This is a genomic window from Flavobacterium sp. AK-345 (assembly GCF_058310175.1).
The window spans coordinates 1-19,720 of sequence record NZ_JBZEER010000015.1 but is presented as its reverse complement, the minus strand read 5'-3'; the positions used below and the strand labels follow the sequence as shown (position 1 = coordinate 19,720).

Here is a 19,720-nt window from a genome sequence, read left to right as displayed (position 1 = left end):
TATATCGTAAACAATCTTAGTTTCGCAATTTTTTTATTAACATCTATTTGCTGTATTTTCTTTTTCGGATGTAAGTAAATACAAGCCCGAATATCAATAAAATTGCAATTGGAAGTCCGATAGTTATGAATTGTGTTATGCTGTAATTTTCGTAAACTTTTTCTTTGTCCAATAAAGGCAGTTCAACATCCTTGCTTCTAATGTTAATAAGTCCTGTATCATCCAGCAAATAATTGATACAATTCATGATAAAATCTTTGTTGTCATACAGGTTTCCTGTACGCTGATCGTAACCTAATTCAACCGGCTGCCTGTTTTTGTCCAATTGATTTCGGGCTAAATCGCCATCTGCAATTACAATCATTTTATTTGGTTTCCCTTTTGCAATAAAATCATTTTCCTTAAAAGGTAAAACACGGTTTTCAAAAGCAGAATGAAAATTTCCTTCTAACAGAACCGAAAGCGGTAAGTTTCCTTTATTTAAATATTCTTCCGGAGACGTTTTTTCGGTTACAATATTCAAATTAATTTCTGCCGGAGTTCCGATAACTTTTGAGTATTGAGACGATTGCAGTAAAACTGTTTTTTTGATTCCGTTTTTTAAAGTATCTATTGGATTTGCAAAATCAAATTTAATTCCGCCCAGGTTTTTTACAATTGGATGTTTGCTTGTAGGATATACCTGCGGAGCAAATTTCCATACAAAATCCTGATATTGAGTTGCGCTTCCTTGTTCTCCAGTGGCTAGTTTTATTGGACTTCCTTGTTCGTCTTTTACCAAATCAGGATTAATTCTAAAGCCGTATTTAAAGAACATATCGTTCAAATTCAAATCTCTTGGGTAAGCCAGAGTTGCACCGGATTGATTGTATAAACTGTCCATATCGGCCGCAACCTGATCGATTAACCATAAAGTTTTCCCGCCGTTCATAATGAATTGATCCAAAACCTGTTTTTCTTCATCAGAGAAACTTTCGGTTGGTTTTGAGATAATGGCTAAATCATATTTTTTTAAAGCATCTAAACTTCCGGTTGGATTTTTAGCAACAGAATCTAATGTGAAAGGTCCGATGTAATAGCTTTCGCGAATTTGCATCAGCATCTTGGCAATATGAATTTCGTTTATTTCACCGTTTCCTTTTATAATGGCAACTTTCTTTTGTTTGGCTTTTGTTATTTTATTAATAGCGTCTGCAATCGAATATTCTAAATGCTGAATTGATCCAATTACTTTTTGTGTTGTCGAAGCACCCATTATGTTTTTTAGTAATGGAATATTAACTTCTTTATTATCATAAACGGCAATTGCCCACGGAAAAACCATTGCCTGTGATTGTTTTCCTTTGTCGTCAACAGTAATATTTATTGGCGTTAATCCTTTTTGGTAAAGTGATTTTACGACTTCCATGCTTTCGTCTTCGTTTTCCATAGGATTTACAAATTCGAAAACAATATTAGCGTTATAAGCCTGAAATTCTTCTAATAATTGTTTGGTTTCCTGTTGTAAACGTCTAAAATCTGCAGGTAAATCGCCTTGCATATAAATTTTGATTGATAGCGGATTTTTAACCTGTTTTACGATTTGCAAAGAGGTTTCAGATAAAGTATATCGTTTGTCTTTTGTCAAATCAAATCGGTGGAAAAATAAACTTCCTAATGCATTTAAAACGATTAGAACGAAAACTGTAATACCTAATGCTTTGATATTTTGTTGATTGGATGCTTTCATTAGGCTTTAAATGATTTTAATTGATAAACAGTAAAAGACAAAAATAATACGGTGATGCTTAAAAAATAAATAACATCGCGTGTATCAATAACGCCCCGGCTCATACTTTTAAAATGATCCTGCATACCAAAAGCGACAATAATATTGCTGAAATCAGGAATGAATGTTGCTAAACCTTCAAAACCAAAATAAAAAAGAAAACATAAAAAAACAGCAATGATAAAAGCAACTATTTGATTTTCTGATAGGGTAGAAGTGAAAATTCCGATAGCAGAATAAGCAGCTATTAAAAACAATAATCCGAAATAAGAACCAATAGTGCTTCCCATATCGATATTTCCTTCGGGTAAACCTAAATTAGAAATTACTTTTACATATATAAATGTTGGAATAATGGCTAAAACAATCAGAAATAATGAACCTAAAAATTTTCCGTTTACGATTTCCCAAATTGACAATGGTTTGGTTAAAAGTAATTCAAGAGTTCCTTGTTTTTTTTCGTCAGAGAAACTTCTCATCGTTACGGCCGGAATCAGGAAAATTAAAATCCACGGCGTTAAAGTAAAAAACGGAGTCAGATCTGCATAACCGGTATTCAGTATATTGTAATCTCCTTCAAAAAACCATAAAAATAGTCCGTTGCTAATTAAGAATATAGCAATAACCAAATAGCCAATAGGAGAGCCAAAAAAAGATTTTATTTCTCTTAAAATGATTGATTTCATATGTTTTGTTTCAAGTTTTTCTTGTTTCAGGTTTCAAGTTGCTTTACTTTGAACTTTACGTTTCTAAACCTTTTATATTTTAATTATTTATATTGTTTCAAGTTTCAGGTTTCAAGTTCCAGCTTTGCGAACTTTGTGTTTTCTAAACCTTTTAAATATTTTCTTTGCGTTCTTTGCGATTAATTCGTTCCAATTTTTACGTTACGTATGCAACTTGAAACCTGAAACTTTAAACTAAAGAAACAATTTTATCAACGCTCCACGCTTCCGGTTTTGCATTGAATAGTTTTTTTGTAAAACTCCAAACAGAGTTAAAAAGTTCAGATTGTCTGTAATTTTCTAAATCAGCTTCGGTTTCCCAATAACTGTAGGTAAAAAATATGCATTTATCATTTTTGTCCTGATACAATTCTAAAAAACGGTTTCCTTCTGCATTTCGTATTTTATCTTTCACAGTTTCAAAATTTTCCAGAAAATCAGGAATTTTTTCTTCGTGAAAGCTCATTTTTACTATTCGAACAAACATATTATAATTTTAGATTTCTGTCCCGACGCCTCGGGATAGATTTTAGATTGAAAATCGTTTCAGGTGCGCAAAAATACCAAAATTGATTGTTCTTTTCAGGAAAAAATAAAATATTATAAATACATATTTTTTTTGGATTCTAATGCCTTCTCGTATTTCAAATATAGCCCACGGTTTCAACCGTGGGGACACAATGCCTATCATTATGCATTCCCACGGTTTCAACCGTGGGCTATGTTTATAATGCAATGAATAATCTCTTCATTAGTATGATGAAATGAGAATGAATATCAGTGTAAATCTATTCAATCCACAAAATCTGTATTCCATTTAATCTAAAATCTGAACTCTAAAATCAAAAATCCCTACAAGAACTGAATTGTAATCACATCACGATAATTCAATCCTAACAAACTATTTGCAGAACCCACTTTTGATGGATTACTTCTAAAAATGGCAATTTCAAGAAATCCGGCTTCATTAAAAATAGCCAGTTTTTCGCCTTCGTAGGTTTTTATTGGATATTTATCAGATGTCGCAATTGCTGAATAATTTGGTAAAATAGTTTTGATGTTTTTTGTATTCATGACAATTTCGTACGGGCGACCACGTGAGATTTCTAAAAATTGTTTTTTCGAAATATTTGTAATTACGTTTCCAAAATGATCGATATAAATTACATATCCTTTTATTGAATTTCCATCACCGGCAACAACTGCCTGTAATTCTGTAACCTCTTTAATAGCCGTAATTTCTTTGCCAATAACATTTAATAATCCGCCTTTTGCAATATGACAGGCAACCTGGATAAAAATATCCAAATCGGTAGATTCAGCTGGAAAACGATCGTGAATATTAATGGCAACAATTTTCTCGGGAACGATTTTCTGCGTAAGCATACTTAAAATTCCGTTATCGGCACAAATAAAGTAATGATCATTCCATTGCATAGCGATATGCTGGTTTTCTTTATTGCGTTCAATATCAACACCAATAAGGTGTACGGTTCCTTTTGGGAAACTTAAATAAGATGCTCCAATAATATAACTTGCTTCGGCAGTATTAAACGGATCTATGTCATGAGAAATGTCAATTATTTGAGCCTCTGAATATTCAGATAAAATCTTACCCTTTAGCGAACCAACAAAGTGGTCTTTTAAGCCGTAATCAGTAGTAAGGGTAATTATTGACATAATTTTGTTTATAACTATTGGTAGTTTTTAAATCTAATTTTCATTAAATTTGAGATATGCAAATCTAGTAATACTAAATGCAAATTGAAAGAAACAAAAGACAATTTGCATTTAAAGATATAAACAACCCGACAGCAATAGATTTACAAAAACAAATTTATTTTTAATTTAAAACTACCTCATTTGAACGAAAGAATAATCGAGCTCATAGACATCGCTCCAAAAGACTTTTGGGGCGCTCAGGACACTCATCTTGAAATAATTAAAAAGTATTACCCAAAGCTTAAAATCGTTGCGAGAGGTACTACTTTGAAAGCATTTGGCGAAAAAGAAGTTTTAGATGAATTCGAGAAAAGGTTTCAAAGACTAATGCTTCATTTTACGAGATACAATAACATTGACGATAATGTTATCGAACGTGTCATTATGAGTGATGGTCAGGATGAAAGAAAATCATATGATCATGACAAAATTTTAGTGCACGGTGTTGGCGGTAAAATAATTAAAGCCATGACGCCCAACCAGCAATTACTGGTAGATACCATTAAAAAAAATGATATGGTATTTGCAGTTGGTCCCGCTGGAACAGGAAAAACGTATACAGGTGTGGCAATGGCTGTTAAAGCACTTAAAGAGAAAGAAGTAAAAAGGATCATATTAACGCGTCCGGCGGTAGAAGCAGGAGAAAATCTTGGTTTTTTACCCGGCGATATGAAAGAAAAACTAGATCCGTACATGCAGCCTCTCTATGATGCCTTGCGCGATATGCTGCCAAATGAAAAGCTCGAAGATTACATTTTAAAAGGAATTATTCAGATTGCACCATTAGCATTTATGCGTGGGCGCACACTTGATAATGCTTTTGTAATTCTTGACGAGGCGCAAAACACAACCCACTCACAAATGAAGATGTTTTTGACCCGTATGGGAAAAAACGCAAAATTTATGATTACGGGTGATCCAGGACAGGTCGATTTACCACGCAGAACTATTTCTGGTCTGAAAGAAGCTATTTTGGTTTTAAAAGACGTTGACGGAATTGGTATTATTTATCTCGATGATAAAGATATCGTACGCCACAGATTAGTGAAAAAGGTAATCGATGCTTATAAACAAATTGAAAATCACGATTAATACTAAATTTAAATATTTGATTTAATCGTAACTGTTTTTTTGATGTTTTAGTATTCGTTTTATGCATTTTTTTTAAAAATGCATAAAACGAATATTTTTTTTTAAGTAAAACTTTACAAGTTAAGTTAAAATTACTTATAAATTAATTTTTTTTAAATAAATAATGATTCTTCCTTTATAAATTTGCAGGTACTTTTTAGCACAATAAAAAAAGTTATGCGCCGATGAATCAGCTAGATGAATTTTATTTAAACCAGGAAGAACCTGTAAAAGGAACACTAATTGCGTTGCGGGATATTATTTTAAGGAGAGACCAAAATATTACTAATGTAATAAAATACGGGATGCCATTTTTTTACTATAAAGGTAAAATGTTTTGCTATTTATGGATAGATAAAAAACGCAAGAAACCTTATATTGGAATAGTAGAAGGATCTTATTTTAATGAATCTTTTTTAGTTCAGGATAAACGTTCGCGAATGAAGATTATGCTGGTCGATTCTAATGAAGATCTGCCATTGGACAGAATCGAAATTATCTTGCAAAAAGCCCTGAACTTATATAATTCAGGAGCTGTAAGGATTTAAAATAGGATAATATATTATTTAACCAAATAGTTAAATAAATAATAAACTTGCCCGTCTTCGGGCTTTTATGCTTGGTAATCTTTGCTCAACTGTTGTTAAAATCGTAGATTTGTATATCATAAATACTTGATTTTAATATGACTTCTAAACTTAAGAATATAAAAGTTGTTGTAAGTGACTTAGACGGAACCTTACTTAACACACAGCACAGAATATCAGATTACACTAAATCAATTTTTCAGGAACTTCACAATCAAAATTATCTTATAGTTGTAGCTACAGGACGTCACCATCTTGACGCGATGGCTATTATTGAAAAACTCGAAGTACCGGTTTATTTGGTAAGTTCAAACGGAGCGAGAATTCATTCTCCGGAAAAAGAAGAATTATTCTCTTTTAATTTAGACAGCGATGTTGTAAAAGCTGCTCTAAATGTTGAAATTGATCCCGAAATTACAGTTGTTTTATTTAAAGAAAATGTTTGGCAAACGAATAAAGTAAGTGAAAAATTAAATGCTTTTCAGGAAAAATTAAACTACCGCCCTGAATTGGTCGACTATAAAAAACTAGAAGACTTTGGCGCCATTAAAATTTTCTTTTCCTGCGACAACCATGAAAAATTAGTAAAATTAAAAGATGATATTCTAGCCAATTCTTCTGAGCATTTGCATCACGCATTCAGCTTACCAACTTGTTTAGAATTTATGGATAAATCTATAGATAAGGCTGTTGCGATTGAAACTGTATTAGAAAAAGAAGGTTTTACATTAGAACAGGTTGTTTCTTTTGGAGATGGTTTTAATGATGTTCAAATGTTATCGGCATCTGGAAAAGGTTTAATTATGGGGAACGCCCCGGCATTATTAAAAGAAACTTTGCCTGAATTAGAAGTTATAAAAACCAATGCCGAAGATGGCGTTGCAAGATATATTTCATCTAAAATACTAAATAAAGAATTTGTAATTGATTAATATTTAAATAATTAACCAATTGATGTATTGCTCATTGGTACTAAATCTTTAATTTTGTAAAACTTATCTTATTTTTGGATAAGTTTTTTTTTTGATATTAATTTAATCTGCAATACCATGAAAAATTTTTTACTTCAGGTTCAAAGAAATTGTATTTCAGGAATTATTCTTTTATTGCCATTGGTTGTGTTTTTTATGATCCTCGAGAAGGTATGGGGATTTTTTAGAAAGTACGGTGATAAATTTGCTCACTTATTGCATATCGATAAAGTCTTAGGTACAATAGGAAGTGACATTATTGGTGGAATATTTTTAATTCTATTGATTTATTTCAGTGGTTATCTAATGCAATTTTCTTTCTTAAAAAAAATAGCAGACTGGATTGATGATAAATTAATGTTTTTTTTGCCGGGTTACGAAAAAAATAAAAAGCTGGCAGAAGAAAAACTGATTAAAAAAGTAAAAAATCCAAGTACCAATTTACCGGTTTTATTGAAGTTTGGCACTTATTGGCAGCCCGCTTACTTAATTGAAGAAAATACAGAAGGAAATGCTGTGGTTTTTGTGCCAACTGCTCCCGCAAAAGATCAGGGACAAATTTATATTGTAAGCACTGCTGATATAAAACGATTGCCTGCTACAACTTTAGGCAATTTTGATGCTTCAGTAAAAACATTAGGTAAGGGAATTTTGAGTTTCAAATAGTTTCTTTTTGTATTTTAAGTAGCAGATAATTAATACGTTTATTGGAATATTATTTTTTTGAAGAGATTATAATTTATAAAATATCACATTTCTTGATGATCTCTGTCTTTTCATTGTGTAACTCTGTGAAATAGTTTTAAATTTGCATTCATAAAACAAAACACAACTTTAGGATAATGAGCAATACAATCACAACTACAAATTTTAATTTCCCAAATCAAAAATCAGTTTACCGAGGAAAAGTTAGAGAAGTTTATAATATTAATGATGAACTTTTGGTAATGGTGGCAACGGATAGACTTTCGGCTTTTGATGTGGTTTTACCCAAAGGGATTCCGTACAAGGGGCAAATTTTGAATCAGATTGCTACAAGATTCATGGAGTTAACAGAAGATATTGTACCAAACTGGTTGATTGCAACACCAGATCCTAATGTTGCTGTAGGTCATTTATGTGAGCCTTTTAAAGTAGAAATGGTAATTCGCGGATATGTTTCTGGTCATGCTGCCCGTGAATATGCAGCAGGAAGAAGACAAATTTGCGGAGTAACTATGGCCGAAGGTTTAAAAGAAAATGATAAGTTTCCTAAACCAATTATCACGCCAACTACAAAGGCAGATAATGGTTCTCACGACGAAGATATTTCTCGTGAAGACATTTTAGCAAAAGGAATTGTTTCTGAAGAAGATTATATTGTTTTAGAAAAATACACACGTGATTTGTTTCAAAGAGGAACTGAAATTGCTGCAAGCCGTGGTTTAATTTTAGTTGATACTAAATACGAATTTGGAAAAACAAAAGACGGTGTAATTGTTTTAATTGATGAAATTCATACTCCAGACTCTTCTCGTTATTTTTATGCTGATGGATATCAGGAAAGACAGGAAAAAGGAGAGGAGCAAAAACAATTATCTAAAGAGTTTGTTCGTCGCTGGTTGATTGAAAATGGTTTCCAGGGTCAGGAAGGACAACAAATTCCAGAAATGACAGATACTTATATAGAATCTGTTTCTGAAAGATATATTGAGTTATACGAGAATATTTTAGGAGAAAAATTTGTTAAGGCAAACATTGACAATATTGATGAGCGTATTGAAAAAAACGTTGTAGAATATCTCGCTTCTAAAAAATAGTTATTTTATCTTGTCTTATAGAAATTATCTGTAAGTCAAGCTTGAGAATATTTAGCCACATATTACATGATTAATTTGATTTTAATAATCTTTTGATCATGTAATCTGTGGCTTTTTGTTTTGTCTCTAAATCTTCAATTGTCTTTCACACTTTTTATGATTTTTTTCCTTTTTATGAAGTGTGTTTTAAGTTAAAATACAGATTTAAAAACTCGCACAAATTCAATTTATTGAAAAAAATGTTAAAGAAACGCATTGAAATCAGATGTATTTTCTTTCTTTTTAGCTTTTCTTTAAAATTGACGTATTTAGATTGTTAATTTATATTTTACTCGCTATTTATTTAGTTTTTATTTAATTCTCGAGCTTTTTTTGCACTTCCTTTTGAACTAACGTTAAAAAGATAGAGGATTGTTTGTTCGTTTTCTGAATATTTCACGAATTATTTTTCAGAAAATATTCAATTAAGTGTAACATTTTTACTTTTGCAGCGTCTATTATATGGAAACGTCAATTAAACGCTCTTGTCATTATTAGTTTATTAATTAAACGTTAAGAATTAGTTAAAACAAAGTACCTTGCAATGCAATATACCGGAATTTAATTTACATTTGTATAGAATTTAACAACAACCCATTATCAATCAAATATTTATCAATCAATTTAACACACAAATCATTATGAAAAATTCAGTTATTTATTTAGGACTAGCTTTAGTTGCATTTGCAAATGTTTCAATGGCTTCAAATCAACAAGTAGTAGTTAAACAACCAGTTGAAGTTTCAGCTTGGGACGCAACTCCACTAAACGTTGCTGTTAGTAAAGGTGACATCGAAGTAGTTAAAAAATTTATTGAATATGGTGCTAATGTTAATGAAAAGTCAGACGATATGTCTCCTTTAATGACAGCTGCACGTTACAACAAAGTTGAAATTATTAAAGTTTTATTAGCTAGCGGCGCTCGCCCTGGTGACAAAAACGAAAAAGGATATACAGCTTTAAAATACGCACAATTATCAAACGCAACAGATGCAATCGCTCTTTTGAAAGATTTAAAATAATAGTTTAAAAAAGTTTGAGTTAGTACAAAAAAGATCTTCTTTGAGCAGAAGGTCTTTTTTTTTGTGGTAATTTGAAATTGATTATTATCGAGTAGTTATTTACCGCAGAGTTCACAAAGATTGTACTTCCTATTAGACAGAAAGTTCGCAAAGCTTAATCAATACAAAGCTTTGCGAACTTTGTGTTTTTTATAAAAGGCTAATAGTAAAAAATCTTTGTGAACTCTGCGGTAAAATTCATTTTTTTGATCTTAAAAAGCCTTAAAGCTTAAAATCAAAAAAGCACCATTAATAATAATGATGCTTTTCTTTTTTAAAACCAAGTCAAATTAATCAAACCAAATTAATTTATTTTTAAAACACTATTCAATAGGAACGTGCTTTTTTCGATTGAATACCCAAAATATAATTGGGAACACTAATAATGTTAAGATTGTTGCAGTAATTAATCCTCCAATAATAACAATTGCCAATGGTTTTTGTGATTCAGAACCAATTCCTGTTGAAATTGCAGCTGGCATTAAACCTATTGAGGCCATAAGCGCCGTCATGACTACAGCTCTTGTTCGGGCTTTTACTCCAATAAAAATGGATTCTTCGAGAGATAGTTTTGCTTTTAGATTATGGTGGAATTCAGAAATTAGAATTACACCGTTTTGAATACAAATCCCTAGTAAGGCAATGAAACCAACACCGGCAGAGATTCCAAAATTCATTCCTGTAAGATGCAAAGCCATGATTCCTCCAATAATTGCAAACGGAACATTCGCCAATACAAGTAATGAATCTTTAATATTTCCAAACAAAATAAACAGTAAAACAAAAATCCCGATTAAACTGATTGGAACCACCTGAGCCAGACGCGCACTGGCACGAACCTGATTTTCAAATTCTCCTGTCCAGCCAACAGTATATCCCTGCGGCATTTTCATTTTTGCCACTTTTGCCTGAGCTTCAGCAATTGTGCTTCCTAAATCACGATCACGAACAGAAAATTTAACTCCAATAAAACGTTTGGTATTATCTCTGTAAATAAAAGCCGGACCAGTAACGGTTTTTAGATCGCAAATTTCTTTCAATGGAATTTTGATTCCGCTAATTGTTGGAACTTTCAATTCAGCAATGTCATTTTCATCTTTACGGTATTCTTTAGAAAAACGAACCCTTACATCAAATTTCTTTTCATCTTCATATTTTTGAGTTGCTGTTTTTCCTCCAAAAGCAAGTTCCAGAACAGCCTGAGCATCACTTAAAGTTACTCCATAAGCGGCCATTTTATCTCTATCAAGAATTACACTGATTTCCGGTTGTCCAACGTTTCTTAAAATTCCGGCATCTTTAATACCCGGAATATCTTTTATTTGAGCTAAAACTTCATTTGATAATTCATCAAGTTTGTCAAGATCATCACCATAAATTTTAACAGCATTTGAGGCTTTAAAACCAGCAACAGATTCAGCAACATTATCAATAACAGGCTGCGAATAATTATAAGTAATTCCCTGATGAACTTTTAATTTTTGATCCATTTCATTAATCAAATCATCCATCGTAATTTTTCGTGTCCATTCTGATTTGGGTTTCAAATCAACCTGAAGCTGTATAAAACCAAAACCATTCGGGTCAGTTCCGTCATTACTTCTTCCGGTTTGAGATAAAACATTTTTTACTTCAGGAAAACTTTCCAGATCTTTTCTAATCATTGCGGCTGTTTCTACGCTTTGCGGCAAAGAAGTACTCATCGGTAATTCGGCCGTTACCCATAAAGCGCCTTCATTTAATTGAGGTAAAAATTCAGTTCCTAAAAACGTAGCCGAAAAGAAAACGGCTACTAAAATAGCTGTCGAAGCGATTAAAGTTTTTACTTTATGCTTGAATGTCCAGGCAAAACTTTTACTAACAATTCGATCCCAGAAATTAACAAACGGATTATTTTTTTCTTTTACATTTTTATTTAAAAGTAAATGCGATAAAACCGGTACTAATGTCAAAGTAAAAAGTAACGCTCCCATTAAGGCAAAACCTAAAGTATAAGCCAACGGTGAGAACATTTTTCCTTCCACTTTCTGAAATGAGAAAATTGGAAGTAAAGCAGTTATAATGATTAATTTAGAAAAGAAAATAGCTTTCCCCATTTCTGCTCCCGTTTTTTTAATCAAACTGCCTTTTGCAATTTTGTTGTATGCCGTCATTCCTAATTGATGTGCACGGTGGTCCAATACCACAAATAATCCTTCGACCATTACCACCGCACCATCAATAATAATTCCGAAATCGACTGCACCCAAACTCAACAAATTAGCGCTCATCCCCATCATTTTCAGGCACAAAAAGGCAAACAATAACGATAACGGAATTACTATAGAAACTGTAAAAGTTGTTCTCCAATCTGCCATAAAAAGAAACACGACACAGGTTACAAGAATAATACCTTCAAATAAGTTATGCATTACTGTTTCTGTCGTGAAATTCATCAAATTATCACGGTCGTAAAAAGTTTCTATTTTAATGTCTTTTGGAAGAACATTGTCATTCAAATCCTTTATTTTGGCTTTAATCAATGCCAATGTCTCCTGTGGATTCTCACCTTTACGCATTACAACGATTCCTTCAACAGCATCGTCATTTTTGCCTAAACCGGTTTGCCCAACTCTTGGCATTGAACTTTCATAAACAGAAGCTAAGTTTTTTACTAAAATCGGATTTCCGTTGGCATCATCTACAATAATATTTTCAATATCCTGAATCGATTTTAAAAGCCCGACACCGCGTACAACAAATGCCTGCCCATTCTTTTCGATAATATCTCCACCAACATTTAAGTTTCCTGCATTAACAGCATTATAAACCTGAAGCGGCGTAATGTTGTATTTTGCTAATTTTATTGGATCAACACCAACTTCATAAGTTTTAGTCTGACCTCCAAAAACATTTAAATCGGCAACACCAGGAACAGAACGAAGCTGTTTATCAATAATCCAGTTTTGATAAGTTAATAACTCTCTACTATCTCGACTGTCACTTTTTACAATATATCTGAAAATTTCACCGGTTGGCCCATAAGGTGGCTGCACATCTGGTTCTACATCATCTGGTAACGATACATTTTTTAATAAGTTGTTTACCTGCAAACGTGCAAAGGTATCATCGACACCATCATCAAAAATAATTTTAATAACAGATAATCCAAACATGGTAATACTACGAACACTGGTCTTTTTTTGTACCGAGTTCATCGAGATTTCTATAGGAGAAGTAACAAAACGTTCTACCTCTTCAGCACTTTTTCCATTCCATTGTGTAATGATAATAATTTGAGTATTCGTTACATCCGGAAAAGCATCGATTGGCATATTTTTGAAAGAAATAAATCCTGCAACAGCCAGTAATCCTACCCAAAAGAAGGTAAATGCTTTATTCTTAAGCGAAAAAGCAATAATATTTCGTATGAATTTGTTCATGTCTTATTCGTTTAAAGCGCGATAAATAAATAACTCATTGTTTGTAATAACTTTCTCGTTTTCTTTCAAACCATTCGAAATGTAAGTGACATCACCAACAACACTATAGACTTCAACTTGTCTGGTTTCAATATTATGACGATCTTTAAATACCATTACGAAGTTTTTACTTTTATCAAAAACAATTGCTTTACTGGGTACGGCAATCATTGATTTTCCTTCATTATAAGATAATTTGATATTTGCATTCATATCCGGTTTTAGCATAAAATCCGGATTATGCAATTTTATGCGAGCTTGCATAGCTTTTGTTTCAGGATCAATCACGTTAAAGATTTTATCGACTTTACCTTTAAAAACTTTATCAGGATAACTTAAAGTTGTAACGTCAGCATCAATTCCTAATTTTACTTTATTAATATCGATTTCATTAATATTGGCTAATGCCCAAACTTCACTAATTTCAGCTATATCAAAAATATTTTCAGAGCGGTCGTTTCTTAAAAGCATATCCTGATTGATACTTTTTTGGATGATAAAACCACTAATTGGAGCTGTAACTTCATAAATAGATCCTGCTTTAATATTATAAATTTTATAAGTTTCCTGAATCTTGCTTAATTGAGACTGTGCTTTATTTACTTCTGATTTTGCTTCAAAAACATCACTTTCAGAATTTAATTTTCCGTCGAATAATTCCTGAGCTACTTTCAACTTATTTTTGGCCACTAATAAATCACCTTTTGCATCGATAGATTGTTTTTCAAAATCGGCAACATCAGTACTTCTAATAGTTGCCAAAACCTGACCTTTGCGAACATAGTCTCCAAGTTCTACATTTACTTTGATTACATTTCCACCAACAAGGGGATAAACGTCTATCATTTTATTATTGTCAGCTGTAATTTTTCCGTAAAAACTTAATTCATTTTTTACAGATTGTGTTTGTGCAACAGCTGTTGTAGTAGTTTTTAGCATTGCATCACTTAATGCAAAAGAAGTATTGGTTTCAGGGTTTTCAACTTCTTTTTTGCAGCTTGCAATTGATAGACTGACAAGAGCAATTCCTATAATTAGTTTATATTTCATTTTATTTAGTTTTAAAATAAGTCTTTGTTGATTGTACTATTTAATTCTTCCCCGGAAAGTGCTACTCTTTTCTTTAGTTCATTTAACTGAACAGCAGCCTGATTATAACTTTCCATGAAATCTGTAAACTCCAGTAAACTGATATTTCGTTTTTGAAAATTGGTTAAAATACCGTTGTAAACAGCTTCAAAATCTGAATTTACTGTTGGTTTTATTACAATATAGTTTTTACGGGATTCGTCCCATTTGTTCCATGCCGATGTAATTTCGGTTTGCAATTGCAGATCAAAATTTTGTTTTTCAACTTTTGATTGCTCTAGAATGGTTTGGGCATATTTAATATTTCCTTTGTTTTTGTTCCAAAGCGGCAAAGGAATTCCAAGTGTAAGATTAGCTTCTTTGTTAAAAGCACCGCTTCGCTGATCGTAAGTGGCACCAACCGTAATGTCAGGAACAGAAAGAGATTTTTGCCATTTCACATTCAGTTCATTTGCTTCGATGTCTTTTTGTTTAGCCAGATAATCAGGGCGATTTGCAATTGCTTCATCCTGAAAGTTTTTAAGATCAAAAGGAATTTCTTTTAGATATTTATTAAATTCTTCTTTAGAAATTTGAGGAACTATATTTTCTTGTGAGTTCAATAATAATTTCAGGTTTCCCTGTTCTTCAATATTATCATTTACAACCTCCATTCGTTCGTTTTTAAAATTTAGATATAACGATTGTAAACGAACAAGATCTCTTAAGGGAATATTTCCTTTTTGAACCTGAACAGAATAGGAGTTGATTAAATCTTCAATATGAGTTAACTGATCGTCAGTCGTTTCGAGACTTTTTGTGTTGTAATAAACGGTATAGAAACTTTTGCGTAATTGTAGTTTTAACGTCCTTAATAAATCATTAAATTGTAGCTCGGCTAATTTCTCATTAGTTTGCGCCAATTTAATTTCATTGCGTTTTTTTCCACCTAAATAAATTAGCTGTTCGATACCAAATGCCTTTTGCCCTTCTTTTCCAATATCAAAATATTGATTTCTTTCAGGATTGTACGCATTTAATTCTGCAGTAATTGTTGGATTTTCCCAAATTTTGGACTGAATTGTAAGTGCTTTTGAAGCATCAATATTGTATTGAGATGCAAGCAGGAAAAGATTGTTTTTTAGAAATTGACTTTCGCACTCTTCTAAAGTGAATGGCTTTTGTGCGAAACCTACCGGATGTATTAAAATCAATAGTAGTATTGCAAATAACTTTTTCATTGTATCGGTTTTATTTGATACAAAGATGCTATCGTGAGACTTTAAGACACCTTAAGAAAGAACTTAAAAAGACCTTAAAAATTTAAGTTGAATGAAAAATCAACTGAAATAAGTTGGTGTTTTCAAAAGGAACACTATATGTAATTTTGGCGTTATGCAGCGTTAAAATGCGGTTTACAATACGTAATCCAAGCCCAAAACCTGCAGTTCCTTTTGAGTTTTCGCCACGCATAAAAGGCTGAAAGAGATTTTTTTGTTCGTTCTCCGTTAAAGTCTTTCCAATATTAGAAATTGAAATAATAAGGTCATTGTTTTCAATACTAATTTTTACAATAGCTTGTTTGTTGTCAGAGTAAACACAAGCATTTTTCAGAACATTACTTATAGCGATTTCTAGCAGATTTTTATTTCCTTTTATTTCTAATGCAGTATCCAGATTTTCATTTTCTTCCATTTCAAAAAGAATAACAAAATCAGGAAAGCTTTTATTTAAATTTTCAATAGCAGAAAATAAAATCTCATCCATTCTTTGAACTTCATAATTCTCATGATTTTTATTGTCTATTTTAGACAAAATCAACAACGAATTAATTAATTCGGTTAATTGGTTCACATCAGATAAAATAGTTTTTAAAAAGTTTTTACCCTTTATAGATGTTGCCGAATCTTCAATAGTATTTTCAATTTGCGATGTAATTCTGGATAGGGGAGTTCTAAGCTCGTGCGAAGCGTGTGCGGTAAACTCTTTTTGTTTTTGATAAGACATTTCGATGCGATCCATCATGAAATTAAATTCATTTGCAATCAAATCAATTTCATTTTTATTGCTTTTAGAAGCAATACGAGTATCAAGATTATTCTCGTTTATATTTTTAATTTTTTGATGGAATATATTTAAAGGACTCATTGCCTTTTTTACCATGAATGAAGTTAAGACCCAACAAATACAAGTAAAAAAGATATAAGATATAATTAAGGTGTATCGTAAAAAAAGTAATTTTCGTTTACCATAATCATCTGTTGCAGATATAAGGGCATAAAAGTCTTTGTCTTTAGTGTCATAAAAAACACCATAAACTTCATAATCGCCCTGCTGTTTAAAAAAAGTTTTATTTTTCTTTAAATATTTTAAATCATCAATAGACCAGTTAATTTTAGCATCATCAATACTGCTATAAATAAGTTTAAAGTGAGAATCAAAAACCAATGTCTTTTCATCATACAATTTATTAATCGAATTTTGATCAATCATTTTCAAAAGCTGATCGTCTACTTCTTTAACGTTTACCAGTAATTTAATATTAGAAAGTGCTTTTATTTCTAATCGATCACGGAATTCTTCTTTTCTAAAATTAGAATATAAAACAAATATCAATGTAGAAGCCAACCCAAAAAGGATTGTAAATAATAAACTTACTAAAAGTGATATTCGGTTTTTTAAAGTCATTCCTGATTGCTTAAATAATAGCCGTAGCCAATTTTGGTTCGAATCAATTTTATTTCATGGTCTTTATCGATTTTCTTTCTTAAAAAATTAATGTAAACCTCAATTGTATTCTGATTTGTTTCTATATGATAATCCCAAAGTTTTTCGGCAATAAATTGTTTAGAAAGCACTTTTCCTTTGGCATGAGCCAAAATCAAAATAAGTTTAAACTCTTTTGGGGTTAATTTAATTTCTTCGCCAGAGCGAAAAACTTTCATGTCATCTTCTAATATTTCTAAATCTTCAATAGAAATTTTTTTCTCAACCTGTTGCGGAATCTCTTTTCTTCTTAAAAGAGATGAAATTCGGGCATATAATTCTTCAAAATGAAAAGGTTTTACCAAATAATCATCAGCTCCGTTATCAAAAGAAGTCAATTTATCTTCAATTTCACTAAAAGCAGTCAACATTATAATAGGTGTTTTTTTATCGACTTCGCGAATACCTTTACAAACATCAATTCCATTTATTCCGGGAACATTAATATCCAGAATTATTAAATCATATTCATACGGAAAATATTTTTTCAATAATAATGAACCATCATAATAAGGAATACACTCGAATCCTTTTAAAGTAAAGAATGTTGAGATTTCTTTAGATAAAGTAAAATCGTCTTCGAGTAGTAAAATTTTCATACTGTTTTTTATTTGTCAATTCGGCCAATTAATAACCGAATTGACGTTTAAAATTATTTTTTATTTGAAATAAGAAAAAGTCTCATTGTTTTCAATTTTCAATAAAGATTCATAAATCAATTGAATAACATTTTCAACATCTTCCTTATGAACCATTTCTACAGTAGTATGCATATAACGTAAAGGCAGCGAAATTAATGCCGAAGCCACACCACCATTACTGTAAGCAAAAGCATCAGTATCTGTTCCGGTGGCTCTTGAAATCGCACTGCGTTGAAACGGAATTTTATTTTCTTCGGCAGTATCTATAATTAAATCTCGTAATTTATTTTGTACAGCCGGTGCATAAACAATAACAGGACCTTTTCCCATTTTAAGGTCGCCTTCAACCTTTTTATCGATCATAGGAGTAGTTGTGTCATGACAAACATCAGTTACAATTGCTACATTTGGTTTAATAGTTTGTGCAATCATTTCGGCACCACGCAAACCAATCTCTTCCTGAACAGAGTTTACAATATACAATCCAAAAGGTAATTTCTTTTTATTTTCATGCAATAAACGGGCAACTTCGGCAATCATAAAACCGCCCATTCTGTTATCTATAGCGCGACAAACAAATTTATTTTCGTTTAATATCATAAATTCATCAGGATATGTAATCACACACCCCACATGAACACCCATCGCTTCAACCTGTTCTTTGTTTTCACAGCCTAAATCGATAAAAATATTACTCAGTTTTGGAGTTTCTTCCTTGTCACGCAAACGAGTATGAATTGCAGGCCATCCAAAAACTCCTTTTACAATTCCTTTTTTAGTATGAATGTGAACCCTTTTAGAAGGCGCAATTTGATGATCAGAACCACCATTGCGAATTACATATAATAAACCATCATCAGTTATATAGTTTACATACCAGGAAATTTCATCAGCATGTCCCTCAATGACTACTTTAAAAGGAGCATCAGGATTGATAACTCCTACAGCAGTACCATAAGTATCCGTAATAAAGGTATCAACGTAAGGTTTTAAATAATTCATCCAAAGTTTTTGCCCTTCACTTTCATAACCAGTAGGAGAGGCGTTATTTAGGTAACTTTCCAGAAAAGCAATAGAGGTATCTTTTAAGATAGATTTCGTACTCATAAAAATATTTTTGCGCTAATTTATAAATTTGGTATTAGAGTTGTATATAAATATATAATTTTACATTTAAATTATGACTCTATGAGATTTACCTACATTATTTTGTTTTTTATATCGGTTTCTTTTACAACTCAGGCTCAGGTTACTCCAAAAGAAAATCAGGAAATGGGATATATACTTACCGAACAAGATTCTATCTTAAACGATACAATCGAGTTGCCAGAGATTATAATATCTAAAGAAAAGCTGGACCCCGAAGCGCAGAAACAATTTTTGATTCTTCAAAACAGAGTTTATAAAACCTATCCGTACGCAAAATTAGCATCAGATAGACTGACAGCTTTAAATAAAGGAATGGCGCGTTTAAAAACAAATCGTGAGAAAAAGAAATATTTTAAAATTGTAGAAGATTACCTTAATAATGAATTTGAACAACGCCTTAAAAAGCTTTCTAGAAAACAAGGTCAAATTTTGGTAAAATTAATTCATCGTCAAACCGGAATTACAACATATGAATTAATTCGAACTCTAAAAAGTGGTTTCAAGGCATTTGTTTCAAATACCACGGCCAATTTGTTCGACATAAGTTTAAAAACAGAATATAAGCCCTATGAAGTTAATGAAGACTATTTAATAGAAACAATTCTTGTGAGAGCATTTGAATCCGGTCGATTAATAAATCAAAAACCTGCAAATCCAGTTAATTATAATGATTTGATGGAGCATTGGGAAGAAAAGGCAAAAACACTCAATAAAAAATAATATACCTATATATAGTAATAGAATAAATAACACAACCCGACATTTTTTAAACTTGTCGGGTTTATTTTTTGCTACCTATATATAAGGAGAAGCTTCTTTAATTATATATGTA

17 protein-coding genes are annotated in these 19,720 nt (G+C 31.6%); 7 read left to right on the top strand and 10 right to left on the bottom strand.

Translation table 11 applies throughout. The features are described from left to right. Positions 1-43: 43 nt before the first annotated feature. The 4 genes from gldG to AC4FQ3_RS20315 form a co-directional block, all read right to left on the bottom strand. Positions 44-1,729 (bottom strand): gliding motility-associated ABC transporter substrate-binding protein GldG, encoded by a 1,686-nt coding sequence (gldG, locus tag AC4FQ3_RS20330; RefSeq protein ID WP_491183066.1) that lies wholly within the window; start codon positions 1,727-1,729, stop codon positions 44-46. Then, a complete protein-coding gene (gldF, locus tag AC4FQ3_RS20325; RefSeq protein WP_491183065.1) occupies positions 1,729-2,454 on the bottom strand; it encodes a gliding motility-associated ABC transporter permease subunit GldF in 726 nt (241 codons plus the stop codon). The genes gldG and gldF overlap by 1 nt, the downstream gene beginning before the upstream one ends. Positions 2,455-2,683: 229 nt before the next feature. After that, positions 2,684-2,980 (bottom strand): putative quinol monooxygenase, encoded by a 297-nt coding sequence (locus tag AC4FQ3_RS20320; protein ID WP_302096427.1) that lies wholly within the window; start codon positions 2,978-2,980, stop codon positions 2,684-2,686. Between the two features lie 365 nt (positions 2,981-3,345). Further along, positions 3,346-4,173 carry an SAM hydrolase/SAM-dependent halogenase family protein gene (locus tag AC4FQ3_RS20315; RefSeq protein ID WP_042566467.1) on the bottom strand — a complete coding sequence of 276 codons (828 nt, stop codon included), beginning with the start codon at positions 4,171-4,173 and terminating at the stop codon, positions 3,346-3,348. Between the two features lie 183 nt (positions 4,174-4,356). Between AC4FQ3_RS20315 and AC4FQ3_RS20310 the strand changes: the two genes are divergently transcribed. The 6 genes from AC4FQ3_RS20310 (at position 4,357) to AC4FQ3_RS20285 (ending at position 9,764) form a co-directional block, all read left to right on the top strand. Next, entirely contained in the window at positions 4,357-5,307 is a 951-nt protein-coding gene (locus tag AC4FQ3_RS20310; RefSeq protein ID WP_042566466.1) for a PhoH family protein, read from the top strand. A gap of 224 nt (positions 5,308-5,531) precedes the next feature. Continuing rightward, positions 5,532-5,894: a DUF1801 domain-containing protein gene (locus tag AC4FQ3_RS20305; RefSeq protein ID WP_042566465.1), complete on the top strand. Its 363-nt coding sequence runs from the start codon at positions 5,532-5,534 to the stop codon at positions 5,892-5,894. Positions 5,895-6,031: 137 nt separating this feature from the next. Further along, a complete protein-coding gene (locus AC4FQ3_RS20300; RefSeq protein ID WP_302096424.1) occupies positions 6,032-6,865 on the top strand; it encodes a Cof-type HAD-IIB family hydrolase in 834 nt (277 codons plus the stop codon). 117 nt (positions 6,866-6,982) lie between these two features. Next, on the top strand, positions 6,983-7,570 hold the full coding sequence (locus AC4FQ3_RS20295; protein ID WP_491183064.1) for a DUF502 domain-containing protein: 588 nt from the start codon (positions 6,983-6,985) through the stop codon (positions 7,568-7,570). 176 nt (positions 7,571-7,746) lie between these two features. Further along, positions 7,747-8,703, top strand: coding sequence for a phosphoribosylaminoimidazolesuccinocarboxamide synthase (locus AC4FQ3_RS20290; protein WP_073398284.1), 957 nt, complete (start codon positions 7,747-7,749; stop codon positions 8,701-8,703). A 680-nt stretch (positions 8,704-9,383) separates the two neighbouring features. Next, the gene (locus AC4FQ3_RS20285; protein ID WP_042566461.1) at positions 9,384-9,764 is read left to right on the top strand and encodes an ankyrin repeat domain-containing protein; all 381 of its coding nucleotides are present in this window, start codon (positions 9,384-9,386) and stop codon (positions 9,762-9,764) included. Between the two features lie 362 nt (positions 9,765-10,126). Here AC4FQ3_RS20285 and AC4FQ3_RS20280 read toward each other — a convergent pair whose 3' ends face one another. From AC4FQ3_RS20280 to AC4FQ3_RS20255, 6 genes are all read right to left on the bottom strand, one after another. Next, complete coding sequence (locus AC4FQ3_RS20280) at positions 10,127-13,225, bottom strand: efflux RND transporter permease subunit (protein ID WP_491183063.1); 3,099 nt, start codon at positions 13,223-13,225, stop codon at positions 10,127-10,129. Positions 13,226-13,228: 3 nt separating this feature from the next. After that, on the bottom strand, positions 13,229-14,314 hold the full coding sequence (locus tag AC4FQ3_RS20275; protein ID WP_471733262.1) for an efflux RND transporter periplasmic adaptor subunit: 1,086 nt from the start codon (positions 14,312-14,314) through the stop codon (positions 13,229-13,231). An 11-nt stretch (positions 14,315-14,325) separates the two neighbouring features. Then, positions 14,326-15,573: a TolC family protein gene (locus tag AC4FQ3_RS20270; protein WP_491183062.1), complete on the bottom strand. Its 1,248-nt coding sequence runs from the start codon at positions 15,571-15,573 to the stop codon at positions 14,326-14,328. Positions 15,574-15,655: 82 nt separating this feature from the next. Next, complete coding sequence (locus tag AC4FQ3_RS20265; protein WP_491183061.1) at positions 15,656-17,020, bottom strand: sensor histidine kinase; 1,365 nt, start codon at positions 17,018-17,020, stop codon at positions 15,656-15,658. Then, positions 17,017-17,697 carry a response regulator transcription factor gene (locus AC4FQ3_RS20260; RefSeq protein WP_491183060.1) on the bottom strand — a complete coding sequence of 227 codons (681 nt, stop codon included), beginning with the start codon at positions 17,695-17,697 and terminating at the stop codon, positions 17,017-17,019. Before AC4FQ3_RS20260 ends, AC4FQ3_RS20265 begins: the two co-directional genes overlap by 4 nt. A gap of 60 nt (positions 17,698-17,757) precedes the next feature. Further along, on the bottom strand, positions 17,758-18,846 hold the full coding sequence (locus AC4FQ3_RS20255) for a M42 family metallopeptidase (protein ID WP_491183059.1): 1,089 nt from the start codon (positions 18,844-18,846) through the stop codon (positions 17,758-17,760). An 81-nt stretch (positions 18,847-18,927) separates the two neighbouring features. Between AC4FQ3_RS20255 and AC4FQ3_RS20250 the strand changes: the two genes are divergently transcribed. Continuing rightward, positions 18,928-19,608, top strand: a complete 681-nt coding sequence (locus tag AC4FQ3_RS20250) for a DUF4294 domain-containing protein (RefSeq protein ID WP_491183058.1) — start codon at positions 18,928-18,930, stop codon at positions 19,606-19,608. The last annotated feature ends 112 nt before the right edge of the window (positions 19,609-19,720 follow it).

Bases quoted from the DNA above. Each gene is read 5' to 3' on its own strand.
- AC4FQ3_RS20260 (WP_491183060.1), bottom strand. From the start codon at position 17,697: ATGAAAATTTTACTACTCGAAGACGATTTTACTTTATCTAAAGAAATC.
- AC4FQ3_RS20255 (WP_491183059.1), bottom strand. From the start codon at position 18,846: ATGAGTACGAAATCTATCTTAAAAGATACCTCTATTGCTTTTCTGGAA.
- AC4FQ3_RS20320 (WP_302096427.1), bottom strand. From the start codon at position 2,980: ATGTTTGTTCGAATAGTAAAAATGAGCTTTCACGAAGAAAAAATTCCT.
- AC4FQ3_RS20270 (WP_491183062.1), bottom strand. From the start codon at position 15,573: ATGAAAAAGTTATTTGCAATACTACTATTGATTTTAATACATCCGGTA.
- gldF (WP_491183065.1), bottom strand. From the start codon at position 2,454: ATGAAATCAATCATTTTAAGAGAAATAAAATCTTTTTTTGGCTCTCCT.
- AC4FQ3_RS20315 (WP_042566467.1), bottom strand. From the start codon at position 4,173: ATGTCAATAATTACCCTTACTACTGATTACGGCTTAAAAGACCACTTT.
- AC4FQ3_RS20285 (WP_042566461.1), top strand. From the start codon at position 9,384: ATGAAAAATTCAGTTATTTATTTAGGACTAGCTTTAGTTGCATTTGCA.
- AC4FQ3_RS20305 (WP_042566465.1), top strand. From the start codon at position 5,532: ATGAATCAGCTAGATGAATTTTATTTAAACCAGGAAGAACCTGTAAAA.
- gldG (WP_491183066.1), bottom strand. From the start codon at position 1,729: ATGAAAGCATCCAATCAACAAAATATCAAAGCATTAGGTATTACAGTT.
- AC4FQ3_RS20275 (WP_471733262.1), bottom strand. From the start codon at position 14,314: ATGAAATATAAACTAATTATAGGAATTGCTCTTGTCAGTCTATCAATT.
- AC4FQ3_RS20280 (WP_491183063.1), bottom strand. From the start codon at position 13,225: ATGAACAAATTCATACGAAATATTATTGCTTTTTCGCTTAAGAATAAA.
- AC4FQ3_RS20265 (WP_491183061.1), bottom strand. From the start codon at position 17,020: ATGACTTTAAAAAACCGAATATCACTTTTAGTAAGTTTATTATTTACA.
- AC4FQ3_RS20300 (WP_302096424.1), top strand. From the start codon at position 6,032: ATGACTTCTAAACTTAAGAATATAAAAGTTGTTGTAAGTGACTTAGAC.
- AC4FQ3_RS20290 (WP_073398284.1), top strand. From the start codon at position 7,747: ATGAGCAATACAATCACAACTACAAATTTTAATTTCCCAAATCAAAAA.
- AC4FQ3_RS20250 (WP_491183058.1), top strand. From the start codon at position 18,928: ATGAGATTTACCTACATTATTTTGTTTTTTATATCGGTTTCTTTTACA.
- AC4FQ3_RS20295 (WP_491183064.1), top strand. From the start codon at position 6,983: ATGAAAAATTTTTTACTTCAGGTTCAAAGAAATTGTATTTCAGGAATT.